Annotated in this window: 11 protein-coding genes; 6 read left to right on the top strand and 5 right to left on the bottom strand. The window is 67.6% G+C overall.

Translation table 11 applies throughout. From position 1 onward, the window contains the following. Positions 1-13: 13 nt before the first annotated feature. Together J8I82_RS07935 and ubiT are read left to right on the top strand one after the other, a co-directional pair. Positions 14-955, top strand: a complete 942-nt coding sequence (locus J8I82_RS07935) for a U32 family peptidase (protein WP_209756225.1) — start codon at positions 14-16, stop codon at positions 953-955. An 8-nt stretch (positions 956-963) separates the two neighbouring features. Next, a complete protein-coding gene (gene ubiT / locus J8I82_RS07930; RefSeq protein ID WP_209756223.1) occupies positions 964-1,422 on the top strand; it encodes a ubiquinone anaerobic biosynthesis accessory factor UbiT in 459 nt (152 codons plus the stop codon). A 27-nt stretch (positions 1,423-1,449) separates the two neighbouring features. Here ubiT and J8I82_RS07925 read toward each other — a convergent pair whose 3' ends face one another. The 3 genes from J8I82_RS07925 to norR form a co-directional block, all read right to left on the bottom strand. Further along, positions 1,450-3,027 (bottom strand): histidine kinase N-terminal 7TM domain-containing protein, encoded by a 1,578-nt coding sequence (locus tag J8I82_RS07925; RefSeq protein ID WP_209756030.1) that lies wholly within the window; start codon positions 3,025-3,027, stop codon positions 1,450-1,452. 179 nt (positions 3,028-3,206) lie between these two features. Continuing rightward, positions 3,207-3,641 carry a phasin family protein gene (locus tag J8I82_RS07920; protein ID WP_245179526.1) on the bottom strand — a complete coding sequence of 145 codons (435 nt, stop codon included), beginning with the start codon at positions 3,639-3,641 and terminating at the stop codon, positions 3,207-3,209. A 155-nt stretch (positions 3,642-3,796) separates the two neighbouring features. After that, positions 3,797-5,353, bottom strand: coding sequence for a nitric oxide reductase transcriptional regulator NorR (norR, locus tag J8I82_RS07915; protein ID WP_209756028.1), 1,557 nt, complete (start codon positions 5,351-5,353; stop codon positions 3,797-3,799). A gap of 153 nt (positions 5,354-5,506) precedes the next feature. Between norR and ytfE the strand changes: the two genes are divergently transcribed. Next, entirely contained in the window at positions 5,507-6,223 is a 717-nt protein-coding gene (ytfE, locus tag J8I82_RS07910) for an iron-sulfur cluster repair protein YtfE (RefSeq protein WP_209756026.1), read from the top strand. 37 nt (positions 6,224-6,260) lie between these two features. Beyond that, positions 6,261-8,549: a nitric-oxide reductase large subunit gene (locus J8I82_RS07905; protein WP_209756024.1), complete on the top strand. Its 2,289-nt coding sequence runs from the start codon at positions 6,261-6,263 to the stop codon at positions 8,547-8,549. Positions 8,550-8,624: 75 nt separating this feature from the next. Here J8I82_RS07905 and J8I82_RS07900 read toward each other — a convergent pair whose 3' ends face one another. Together J8I82_RS07900 and J8I82_RS07895 are read right to left on the bottom strand one after the other, a co-directional pair. Next, a complete protein-coding gene (locus J8I82_RS07900) occupies positions 8,625-8,801 on the bottom strand; it encodes a hypothetical protein (RefSeq protein WP_209756023.1) in 177 nt (58 codons plus the stop codon). 40 nt (positions 8,802-8,841) lie between these two features. Continuing rightward, the gene (locus J8I82_RS07895) at positions 8,842-10,155 is read right to left on the bottom strand and encodes a DUF3422 family protein (RefSeq protein ID WP_209756020.1); all 1,314 of its coding nucleotides are present in this window, start codon (positions 10,153-10,155) and stop codon (positions 8,842-8,844) included. Between the two features lie 152 nt (positions 10,156-10,307). On the opposite strand from J8I82_RS07895, the gene J8I82_RS07890 reads away from it, so the two are divergent. Continuing rightward, complete coding sequence (locus tag J8I82_RS07890; protein ID WP_209756017.1) at positions 10,308-11,174, top strand: LysR family transcriptional regulator; 867 nt, start codon at positions 10,308-10,310, stop codon at positions 11,172-11,174. A gap of 145 nt (positions 11,175-11,319) precedes the next feature. Further along, entirely contained in the window at positions 11,320-11,814 is a 495-nt protein-coding gene (locus tag J8I82_RS07885; RefSeq protein WP_209756015.1) for a DUF4440 domain-containing protein, read from the top strand. The last annotated feature ends 13 nt before the right edge of the window (positions 11,815-11,827 follow it).

Below are 11,827 nucleotides of genomic sequence, written 5' to 3'. Positions count from 1 at the left end.
GATGGAACCTGCCATGCCCGACCCCGCCGCGGTGACCGCGCCTCGAGCTGTTTCCCTACCCACTGCACCGCATTTCGGCATTGCCCTTGGCCCGCTGCTGTACTACTGGCCGCGCGAGCGCGTGCTGCAGTTCTACGCCGCCGTCGCCGATGCCCCGGTGGACCGCGTCTACCTCGGCGAGACCGTCTGCACGCGGCGCCACGAACTGCGCCACGCGCAATGGCTGGAGATCGCGCAGATGCTGCGCGATGCCGGCAAGCAGGTGGTGCTGTCCACCCCGGTGCTGGTGGAGTCCGATACCGACATCGCCTGGATGCGCCGCGCCTGCGAGCAACACGGCTACCTGGTCGAGGCCAATGACCTTGGCGCGGTGCGCTGCATGGGCGGGCGGCCTTTCATCGCCGGCCCGCACCTGAACGTCTACCACGCCGACACGCTGGCCTGGCTGTCCGGACTGGGCGCGGCCGGATGCGTCGTGCCGGTGGAAATGGACGGCCGCACGCTGGCCGCGCTCGCCGCGGCGCGGCCGGGCGGCGTTGGCGTGGAAGCCTTTGTCTGGGGCCGCATGCCGCTGGCGTTCTCGGCGCGCTGCTTCACCGCTCGCCACCATCGGCTGCGCAAGGACAGCTGCGAATTCCGCTGCATGGACTACCCCGATGGCCTGGTCGCCGCCACCGGCGAAGGCCAGGCGTTTTTTACGCTCAACGGCGTGCAGACCCAGAGCGCGACCTGCCTGGACCTGTGCGGCGAGGCGCTAGCCATGGCCGCGATGGGCGTGGACATGCTGCGCGTCAGCCCGCACTCGACCGGCACGCTGGAAGTGGTGCAACAACTGGCGGCAATCCGGGCGCGCGAGCGCGCGCCGGCGCCCAGCGGTATCGCCCCGGCGGGGGCGCAGCCCTGCAACGGTTACTGGCGCGGCCACGCCGGCATTGCGTGGGAGGCACGGGCATGAATGCGAACCTGAGCCCATTGCACAAGCTGATGGCCGGCGTGCACCGGCGCATGCCGGCGCGGGCACGCGCGCTGCCGCTGGTGGCGGCGCTGGAGCTGGCGCGCCGCGCCGGCTGGCTCGAGCCGCCGGCCGCGCTGGAAGGCCATGTGTTCCTGCTGACGGTGCAGGACCTGGGGCTGGAAGTGCCGTTCCGCTGCGAAGGCGGGCGCTTCCGCACCGCCAGTGCCGGCAGCGGAGAACCCGCGCTGACACTGCGCGCCGCAGCGGTGGACTACCTGCGGCTGCTCGGGGGCGAGGCCGACACCGACACGCTGTTCTTCCAGCGCAAGCTGGTGATCAGCGGCGACACCGCGCTCGGGCTCGAGGTCAAGTACTGGCTCGATGCGGCGCCGCGGCCGGGGTGGGTCAGCCAGGCCGCGGCGCGGCTGGTGGCGCTGCAGGGCGCGCTGACGGTACGCGCGGGCTAGCCGGCGGCATGGCCAGGCCACGGCCGCTCAGGCCGCTTCGCCATCCAGCATGTAGCGGTTGCGGCCCGCGCGCTTGGCGCGGTACATCGCGCTGTCGGCACGGTGCAGCAGCGGCTCCAGCCGCGGCGACTCGGGCACGGCGCAGACCGCGCCCACGCTGATCGTCACCACGGGCTGCACCGGGGTGCCCCGGTGCGCGATGCCCAGCTCGCGCACCGCCGCGACCATGCGGCGCGCGACGTCGCGGGTCTCTTCGCGCGATGCGCCGGGCAGCACCGCCGCGAATTCCTCGCCGCCCAGCCGCGCGCAGAACTGCTCGCCCGCTACCGTGCCGGCCAGCGCGCAGGCAATCTGGCGCAGGCAGTCGTCGCCCGCCAGGTGGCCGTGCAGGTCGTTGTACTGTTTGAACAGATCGACGTCCAGGATCAGCAGTCCAAGCGCCTGGCCGCGCTCATGCGCGCGGGTCACCGCGGCGAGCGACTCGCGCTGGAAGTAGCGCCGGTTGAAGATGCCGGTGAGCGCATCGACGTCGAGGTCGGCCTGCACCTGCCACAGCTGCTCCTCGGTCTGGCCAAGGCGCGCGGTCAGCGCCAGCTCGCGCGACTGGAAGCGGCTGATGTCGCGCATGAACACCAGGCTGCCGATCTGCCTGCCATCCAGGCGCGCGACGCTTTCGACTGCCAGCTCGAACGGGGCGCCGGGCGGCACGAACGGCATGGCCGGTGCGAGGCCGGGCGCGGCCTGCGTCGATTCCAGTGCCGTCTCCCATCCCGCCGGCACCGGGCTGCCGCGATGCAGTTGCGGCCACAACTGGGCCGCAGCGGGGTTGAATTCCACGACCGAGCCCTTGGCGTCGACGATCACGCAGCCCTCGCGCAGCGCGTCGAACACGCGCAGCCGGGCGTAGTGGCCGATATCGTCGAGATGCGTGCGCAGCGCGCAGAACCACACCAGTACCGCCATCAGCGAAAACGTGGCCGGGGTCAGGTCGCCGCCCAGCGGCCCGGTCCAGCGGTTCAGGTAAGCGACATGGGCAATCAGCGGCAGGGCCAGGCCGCCGGCGAGGATGACGCGGCCGCGGCGCGACAGGGCGTCGTTGGGCACTTCGGCCGTCATAAGGAAATACCAGCTCAGCGCCAGCAGCGAGTAAGACCAGAACGCCACCACGACGTAGCCCGCGCCATGCTCGAACACCGCGCCGGGCGCGACCCCCGGCGGCATCAGCGTAATGCGCGTCCAGACCAGGTGGTGCCGCTCGTTGGTGAAGACCAGCACTACCGTCACCACTGCCGCGAGCACCGGCAGCCACAGCCGCGACCATGGCACCACATAGCGGGGGCGGCTCAGGTGCACCATCGCCACCAGCCAGCCGATCGGCACCGCGACGATGCCGATGTACTGGATCTTGGCCCACAGGATGCGCCCGGGCAGGTCGGTCGAACTGATCTCAAGCAGGCGTCCGCCGCTCCAGACCACCGCGCCGAAGGCCAGCACCAGGAACGCCTGGACGGTCGGGTCGTCGCGCCGGGGCCAGGTGGCAATGGCCATGCCGATGCAGCAGACGACGGCGACGGTGAGCAGCAGGACCAGGGGATATGAGGGCATGAACCAGGGCGCGTCCTGAACCAGTCCTGTGTGGAGATCCGCCAGCCGGGACGGCAGGGGTGGCGGATCGGGGTGTCATGATTTGCATGATACCGGCGCGCGCGCGTTGTCATGGCAAGGGACGAAGGAAAAATTGGCCGCGGCGTGCCGGCACGCAACGCCACGGCGCTTGTGCCTGCTCAGTTCGCGGGCTGACGCGGGGTCTCGCGGACCAGCCAGCCAGGAATGTCGGTGACAACCTTCGCGCCCGCGGTCCAGTCCGTCAGCGGGCCCTGCATGAACAGGTGGCCCCAGCCATCGATCCATTTCTGCTGGGCGCGCGCCAGCAGTTCCAGCATGGCGGAGGCATAGTGCAGCGGCCCGCCCAGCAGCGGCAGCTCGCTGGCGATCTCGCGCGCGTACAGGGTCTCGGGATCCTGCTCCACCAGCAGGCCCACGGCGTCGAAGCGCAGTTCCTCGGCCATGCTGCGGGCAAATTCCAGGTTCAGCTCGGCTATGCGGCGCCAGTTCTCGGCCAGGTCTGCCTGCATGGACTGGCACTGTTGCAGGCTGGCAAAGCCTGCCGTGAAGACGGCAGGGAAAGGCCAGAAGGCTTGCATTGCGGTCATCATCATGGGCATCTCCGGTACGGGTCGGGGCGGGTCGGGGGCTTGGTCAGCGCGCGCTGGCGGCAAGGTGGTGATGGCACCACATGTTGCACTGCAAACGACGCCTGACTAGCTTAGGCAGACCCGGCGAGCTTTGCCATCGCCGATGCCGCCCAGGCCCCTCACTTGCAGCCCAGGCGCCTGGCCAGCTTGTGCAGGTTGCTGGCATCGACCCCGAGCTGCCGCGCCGCCTGCGCCCAGTTCCCGCCGTGCGCCTGCAGGGCCTGCTCGATGCAGGCGCGCTGGATCTGGTCGACAGCCTCGCGCAGGCTGGTGCCTGGGACGATCGCGGGCAGCGAGGCGCGAGCGGCCTCGGGCAGCGCAGGCGGTGCCGCGTCGAGTCCGTCCAGGTCGAGCAGCTCCGTCTCCAGCGTGACGATGTCGTTGCGGCCGGCGCCCCGGCTGACCGCGCGCAGCGCGGCGCGGCTGAGCACGTGCTCGAGCTCGCGCACGTTGCCAGGCCAGCGATAGCGCCGCAGCGCATCCTGTGCCGCCGGTGACAGGCGCAGGCTGCGCAGGCCCAGCCGGGCGCGGTTCAGTTCCAGGAAGCGCCCCGCCAGCAGCAGCACATCGTTGCCGCGCTCGCGCAGCGGCGGGATGGGGATCGGGTAGACCGAGAGCCGGTGGTACAGATCGGCGCGGAACGAGCCGTCGCGCACATGTTCGCGCAGGTTGCGGTTGGTGGCGGCGATCACGCGCACGTTGACGCGGCGTGGCCGGTCCGAACCCAGCCGCTGGATCTCGCCATTCTGCAGCGTGCGCAGCAGCTTGGCCTGGATCGACAGCGGCAGCTCGCCGACTTCATCGAGAAACAGCGTGCCGCCGTCGGCGGCCTCGAAGCGGCCCGGGCGTTCGCCGGTGGCGCCGGAGAAGGCGCCGCGGGCATGGCCGAACAGCTCGCTCTCTGCCAGGGACTCAGGCAACGCCGCGCAGTTGACGTGCACCAGCGGCTGCGCGCGCCGGCGCGACTGCCGGTGCAGCCGGTGCGCGAACAGCTCCTTGCCGACCCCGGTCTCGCCCAGCAGCAGCACCGGCAGTTCGGTATCGGCAACCACTTCCAGCTCGTGCAGCAGGTTGGCGATGGCCTCGCTCTGGCCGACGATTTCGCCGGTGATATCGCCGTTGCCGGTGATGCCCTCGTCGGCAACGGGTTTGCCCCGTGCCACCTGCAGCGCCAGGATCTCGGCCTCGAGCCGGGTGGTGCGGATCGCCGCCTCCACCACCACGGTGAGCCGCTGCAGCTCGGCCTGCGCGGCGGCGTCGAAGGTTCCCACGGCGAGCGCATCGAGGGTGAGCACGCCCCAGGGCTGCCCTTCGACCTCCAGGCTGGTGCCCATGCAGTCGTGCACCGGCAGCGGCTCGCCCACGCGCTCGTCGATCAGGCCGTCGTACGGGTCGGGCAACACGCTGTCATGGTGGAAGCAGGTCACGCCGCGCCGCGCCAGGATCGCCGCCAGGCGCGGATGCAGGCCGACGGCGAAGCGCCGGCCCAGCGCGTCGCCAACCAGGCCGTCCACCGCCATCGGGCGCAGGTGGTCTTCTTCCAGCCGCAGCAGCGCCACGGCGCCGCAGCGGAAATGGGCCCGCAGGCCGCTGACCAGGCGCTGCAAGCGCACGGCGTGGGGCAGGTCGGCCACCAGGTCGGCCAGCAGCTCGCTAACGATCGCGGACATTGTCATGGTGAAAAACACCAGTTAGGGTTATTAGTACCACGAGAAGTTTAGGGTATTTAAGACCGCCTGTGTAGCAACTCATTGATCGGAAATGGTTTTTTTCAGGCACGCTCCTCGCGTCATGTCATGCGGACGCAACTTCCCACACAGGAGCACCTCATGACCTTCCAGGACCAATCGCTTGGCCAGCTGGCCCGCCGCATCCCCGGCGCGACGCGCATCTTCCATGACTACGCGCTCGACTTCTGCTGCGGAGGCAAGCAGACCCTGCGCGATGCCGCGCTCGAAAAGGGCCTCGATGCCGCCGCCATCGACAGCATCGAAGCGCGGCTGCATGCCCTGCACGACGATGCCGCACCCGCCGGACAGGACTGGAACACCGCCACGCCGGCCGCGCTGATCGACCACATCCTGACGCGTTTCCACGCCCGCCACCGCGAGCAGTTGCCTGAACTGATCCGGCTCGCGAGCCGGGTGGAGCAGGTCCACGGCGACCGGCCCGATTGCCCGGTTGGCCTGGCCGACCACCTGACCGGCATGCTCGGCGAGCTGGAAACCCATATGCAGAAGGAAGAGCAGGTGCTGTTCCCGATGCTGACCCGCGGCATGCAGGCCGCCGCCGGCCGCCCGATCGCGGTGATGCGCATGGAGCATGACGACCACGGCGTCGCGCTGCAGCGGCTGGCCGCGCTGACCAACGACATCACGCTGCCGCGCGCGGCCTGCAATACCTGGCGCGCGCTTTACCTGGGCCTGCGCGCATTGCGCGAAGACCTGATGGAACACATCCACCTGGAAAACAACGTGCTGTTCGAGAACGCGACCGTGGCCGCCACCGTGCCCGCCACCGGTTGCGGCTGCGCGGGCCACGCCTGAGCCGCGCACCAGCCATCACAACCAACGACTTCGCATCATGGGTTCCTACCGCAGACTCTGGTTCCTGCTGATCGCCGTGCTGGCGGTCACTTTCTCCCTGCTCGGCTACTACGGCGTCGAGGTATACCGGCAGGCCCCACCAATGCCGGCCAAGGTCGTCACGGCCGAAGGCCGCACCCTGTTCACCGGCGACGAGATCCTGGACGGCCAGACCGCCTGGCAGTCCGTTGGCGGCATGCAGCTTGGTTCGATCTGGGGCCATGGCGCCTACCAGGCGCCGGACTGGACCGCCGACTGGCTGCACCGCGAACTGACCGCGTGGCTCGAGCTGGCGGCGCAGGACACATACGGCCGTCCGTACGCCAGACTGGCCGCGTCCGAACAGGCTGCGCTGCGCGAGCAGTTGCGCACGGAATACCGCGGCAACGCCACCGATCCGGCCACCAACGTGCTGACCGTGTCGAAGCGCCGCGCGCAGGCCATCGCCAACACCGCGGCCTACTACGACCAGCTCTTCTCCGACGCGCCGGCGCTGCACACCACGCGTGATCACTTCGCCATGAAGGAGAACACGCTGCCCAGCGCCGAGCGGCGCCAGCAGCTGACGCACTTCTTCTTCTGGACCGCATGGGTCGCATCGACCGCCCGCCCCGGGCAGGAAGCCACCTACACCAACAACTGGCCGCATGAGCCGCTGATCGGCAACAAGCCGACCAGCGAAAACGTGGTGTGGTCGGTGATCAGCGTGGTGGTGCTGCTGGCCGGCGTGGGCTTCCTGGTGTGGGCGTGGGCCTTCCTGCGCGGCAAGGAAGAAACGCCGCCGCAGGCGCCCGCGCGCGACCCGCTGCTGTCGGTGGCGCTGACCCCGTCGCAGCGCGCGCTCGGCAAGTACCTGTTCCTGGTGGTGGCGTTGTTCGTGTTCCAGGTGTTCCTGGGCGGCTTTACCGCGCACTACACCGTCGAGGGGCAAAAGTTCTACGGCATCGACGTCTCGCAGTGGTTCCCGTACGCGCTGGTGCGCACCTGGCATATCCAGAGCGCGCTGTTCTGGATCGCCACCGGCTTCCTGGCCGCGGGCCTGTTCCTGGCGCCGCTGATCAACGGCGGCAAGGATCCCAAGTTCCAGCGGCTCGGCGTCGATGTCCTGTTCTGGGCGCTGGTGGTCGTGGTGGTGGGCTCGTTCGCCGGCAATTACCTGGCGATCGCGCAGAAGCTGCCGCCGCACCTGAATTTCTGGCTGGGCCACCAGGGCTATGAATACGTCGACCTGGGCCGGCTGTGGCAGATCGGCAAGTTCGCCGGCATCCTGATCTGGCTCGTGCTGATGATGCGCGGCATCCTGCCGGCGCTGCGCGCGCGCGGCACCGACCGCAACCTGCTGGCGCTGCTGACCTCGTCGGTGGTGGCGATCGGCCTGTTCTACGGCGCGGGCCTGGCCTACGGCGAGCGCACCAGCCTGACGGTGATGGAGTACTGGCGCTGGTGGGTGGTGCACCTGTGGGTGGAAGGCTTCTTCGAGGTCTTCGCCACCACCGCGCTGGCCTTCATCTTCGCCACGCTGGGGCTGGTGTCGCGCCCGATGGCGACCGCGGCCAGCCTGGCTTCGGCATCGCTGTTCATGCTCGGCGGCATCCCCGGCACCTTCCATCACCTGTACTTCGCCGGCACAACCACGCCGGTGATGGCGGTCGGCGCCGCGTTCAGCGCGCTGGAAGTGGTGCCGCTGATCGTGCTGGGCCATGAGGCATGGGAAAACTGGAGCCTGAAGCAGCGCGCGCCGTGGATGGCCGACCTGAAGTGGCCGCTGATGTGCTTCGTCGCGGTGGCGTTCTGGAACATGCTGGGCGCCGGCGTATTCGGCTTCATGATCAACCCGCCGATCGCGCTGTACTACATCCAGGGCCAGAACACCACGCCGGTCCACGCGCATGCGGCGCTGTTCGGGGTCTATGGCTTCCTGGCACTCGGCTTCACACTGCTGGTGCTGCGCTATGTGCGGCCGGCGTACCGGCTGAGCCCGGCACTGATGAAGACCGCATTCTGGGGCCTGAACGCCGGCCTCGTGCTGATGATCGGCACCAGCCTGCTGCCCGTCGGCATCATTCAGTTCCTGGCCAGCGTCGAGCACGGCACCTGGTATTCGCGCAGCGAAGAGTTCATGCAGCAGCCGATCCTGCAGACGCTGCGCTGGGTGCGCACGTTCGGCGACGTGGTGTTTATCGTCGGCGCGGTGTCGTTTGCCTGGCAGGTGGTGCTGGGGCTGGCGAATCGTACGCCTGCCGCGGCGGATGGGGCGGCCGTGAGGATGAAGGCGGCGGCGCGCTGAAGCGCGCGTAACGATGCAGCAAGAGGTAAGGAGAGGCAGTACTTGCCCGCCCGGTTTCCGGGCGGTTTTTTTTCGTCAGTTGTAGCCCAGGACCGCGATCGTCGCGACGTCTGGCCGGTCGTTCGAATTGTCCGTCAGCACTTCCGTGGGTGTCTTTTGCTGGCCCGCCCAATGCGGCCTGATCTGCGATGCCTGGCGGGTTGCGCCCGGCAACGATACGAGAGAGGGATCAATGCTGGTGGTGGCGTTCATTTGCGTTTCTCGGTAAGAAGCTCTTCAGGTCGGCGATTCTTCAGGCGCGGCCTGCCTGGGCAAGGCCATCGCGGGATTTCTGGGTCCGGCTGCGCTTGATGATGCCGAACACAATCAGCACCACGGGAAGGATCAGCAGGCCTTCCGCCAACTCGGGATCGACGGGTAGCTTGACGACATGCAACGCCTTCAACCCCGCTGCCGCGATGGACAGCACGTAATACGAGATCGCTGCGACGGACAGGCCCTCGACGGCATGCTGCAGATGCAGCTGGTTCCGCGCGGTACGATCCAGTCCCGCCAGCAGCCGGGTGACATCGCGTTCCTGGGTCAGGTTGACGCGGGTGCGGAGCAGGTCGACAGCACGCGCGACCCGTGCCGCGATCTGTTCGTGGCGTGACCAGACGCTGCGGCACGTCTCCATGGCGGGTCCGAAACGCCGCTCCATGAATTCCGAGATCGTAGGCATGCCTTCGATTCGCTGTTCCCGCAACTCCTGGATGCGCGCCAGCACGATTCGCTCATAGGCGCGCGAAGCGCTGAAGCGCCCGCTGTGCCCGGACAGTGATTCCACGCGCACGGCCAGTTCGGTGAGCCTGTCCAGCAGTTCCGCGTCGTCGTCACCGGCGCGACGGGTATCCATGGCCCGCATCAGTTCCTGGAGCGACGCGTGAATGTCGTCGAGCTCCCGGCCCAGCGTGCGTGCGACCGGCAACGCCAGCAACGCCATCATGCGATACGTCTCGATCTCGTAGAGGCGTTGCAGCAGCCTGCCGCCCTGTTCCTCGCGGAAGTCCTCATCGATGGCGAGGATGCGCATATAGCCGTCGGCCGGCACATTCCAGTCGCAGTAGACCTTGCCGCCGCCAAGGACATCGCTGCCGACGAGAACCGGCCCGTCGAGCCAATGGCGCAAGTTCGCCCTCACGCCGGCGGCAGCGTCTGCGGAGAGCAATTCCATCCGGACCGCATGGAATCGCTTGCCCGCCAGCAGGCTCAGCCAATCCGCCGGAACACCGCGGATCGCAAGGTCATTGAAGTAGTCGGTGTCGTCGCGCGGACTGACGAACGTGAACGTGGAGAACTCGGTATGCCGCTCCCATTTCAGATGCCAGCCGAAGGGCGATTGCACGGCGTGGTGAGTGACCCCGTCCACGGGTAGCGCCATGCCGGTCTGTTCGCACAAGGTGCGAACGAGATATTCGTGGATCGCAGGATCCTCGTCCGAGTAGATCGCGTAGTGGGTCAGTGACACGCTGCCGCTGAGCCGAAGAAAGGGGCGGGCGTGCAATTCAGCGACGAGCGAGGCGCGTAGCGGGTGGTCGACGAGTAGCGAAGCGGCTTTGTTGTCCATGCTCTGAGGGCGGATACCGAAATCCCGCGGTCAAGACGTGGCGCGAGTTTGCGGTCCACGTCTTTTTTGTTGTTGTTGTCGAATATCGCACGCCGTTTTCAAGAAGAAAAACGCATAATATTGATTGTTGTATTCAGTTTTTCTGATAGCCCATGAAGATGCTCGATCACGATGTCCTGGCCACGGTGGTCGCCGTCGCCGAGACCGGCAACATGACGCGGGCCGCCGAGGCGGTGAACCGCTCGCAGTCCGCCGTCAGCATGCAGATCAAGGCGCTCGAGGAAGCGCTGGGCCGGCCCTTGTTCGTGCGGCGGCCACGCAGCATCGTGCTGACGCACGAGGGTGAAGTGCTGCTGGGCTTCGCCCGGCGGATGCTGGCCCTGCACGACGAAGCCTGGGCCGCCGTGGTACGGCCGGAGGTGACGGGGAAGGTAGCGATCGGGGTGCCCGACGACTACGCGTCGTCGCTGCTGCCCTCGGTGTTGAAGAAGTTCTCGACGACCTATCCGAAAGTGCAGATCCAGGTAGTCGGCCTGCCCAGCAGCGCGCTGGCGCCACTGGTGAAGGATGGCACGGTCGACCTGGTCTGCGGCACGCGCGTAAAGGGACTGTCCGGCGACTTTATCCGGAACGAGCCCATGGCTTGGGCCGCCATGGCGAACGGGCCGCAAGTCTGGGAGGACAGGCCGTTGCCTATCGCCGTGTTCATGCCAGGGAGCGTGGCGCGCGAGAACGCGATCCGCAGCCTGGACCGCGCACGGATCGCGCATCGAACGTCGTACGAGAGCCCGAGCCTGCTGGGTTTGCTCAGCATGGTCGAGGCCGGGCTGGCCGTCGCGGCGCTGGCCCGATGCGCGATCCCGCCGCAACTGACCGTGCTCGGCCAGGCCCATGGTTTGCCCGACCTGCCGCCGCTCGAGCTCATCCTCGCCCGAAGCGCGAAGTCCAAGCGGCCGCCTTGCGATTTCCTTGCCGAACAGATCATGACCGACCTTCGGGCAGGGATAGCGCAGGCTTAGCGCCGGCCGCCGATATTAAGAAGGCGCTTAAATGGTGTTTTGTCCGTGCTATGCCGGCACGATGCGGACATGGCTAACGCCTGCCCGATGGTCCATACTGCATTGCGTGCATTCTGGCTCTAACCATAAATCCAAGGAGCTAGCCATGAAGCTGTCCTGCATTGCTGCCCTGGCCTCCGTACTTGCCGGATGCGCCATGAACCAGGGATCGCCAGCCAGTCCACAGGCCTCGTCCCAGGCGTCACGCACCGAAGCCTGCAAGCAAGCCTCAGAGCAGGAAATCGCCGCGTTGTTTGACCGATGGAACCAGTCCCTGCAGACCGGCGACCCCAACAAGGTGGTGGCCAATTATGCGGAACGCTCGATCCTGCTTCCGACGGTATCCAACAAACCGCGCATGACCCCCGCCGAGAAGCTCGACTATTTCAAGGAATTCCTGCAAAGCCGTCCTTCCGGGAAAATCGACTTTCGCAGCATCGAGCTGGGCTGCAATTATGCGGTGGATGCGGGGACCTATACCTTCACGTTCGCGCGGACCGGGGCCGTCGTGAAGGCGCGCTATACCTACACTTATCGCTGGACCGGCTCGCAATGGCTGATCACAAGCCACCACTCGTCGGCCATGCCGGAAAAGACCTGACGCGAGCCTGGCT

Origin of the sequence: Cupriavidus consociatus (genome assembly GCF_017814975.1) — a bacterium.
GTDB classification, from domain to species: Bacteria; Pseudomonadota; Gammaproteobacteria; order Burkholderiales; family Burkholderiaceae; genus Cupriavidus; species Cupriavidus consociatus.
The sequence above is the reverse complement of the archived record's forward strand: the minus strand, read 5'-3'. Positions and strand labels throughout refer to the sequence as shown.

Bases quoted from the DNA above. Each gene is read 5' to 3' on its own strand.
- J8I82_RS07935 (WP_209756225.1), top strand. From the start codon at position 14: ATGCCCGACCCCGCCGCGGTGACCGCGCCTCGAGCTGTTTCCCTACCC.
- J8I82_RS07925 (WP_209756030.1), bottom strand. From the start codon at position 3,027: ATGCCCTCATATCCCCTGGTCCTGCTGCTCACCGTCGCCGTCGTCTGC.
- J8I82_RS07920 (WP_245179526.1), bottom strand. From the start codon at position 3,641: ATGATGATGACCGCAATGCAAGCCTTCTGGCCTTTCCCTGCCGTCTTC.
- norR (WP_209756028.1), bottom strand. From the start codon at position 5,353: ATGACAATGTCCGCGATCGTTAGCGAGCTGCTGGCCGACCTGGTGGCC.
- ytfE (WP_209756026.1), top strand. From the start codon at position 5,507: ATGACCTTCCAGGACCAATCGCTTGGCCAGCTGGCCCGCCGCATCCCC.
- J8I82_RS07905 (WP_209756024.1), top strand. From the start codon at position 6,261: ATGGGTTCCTACCGCAGACTCTGGTTCCTGCTGATCGCCGTGCTGGCG.
- J8I82_RS07900 (WP_209756023.1), bottom strand. From the start codon at position 8,801: ATGAACGCCACCACCAGCATTGATCCCTCTCTCGTATCGTTGCCGGGC.
- J8I82_RS07895 (WP_209756020.1), bottom strand. From the start codon at position 10,155: ATGGACAACAAAGCCGCTTCGCTACTCGTCGACCACCCGCTACGCGCC.
- J8I82_RS07890 (WP_209756017.1), top strand. From the start codon at position 10,308: ATGAAGATGCTCGATCACGATGTCCTGGCCACGGTGGTCGCCGTCGCC.
- J8I82_RS07885 (WP_209756015.1), top strand. From the start codon at position 11,320: ATGAAGCTGTCCTGCATTGCTGCCCTGGCCTCCGTACTTGCCGGATGC.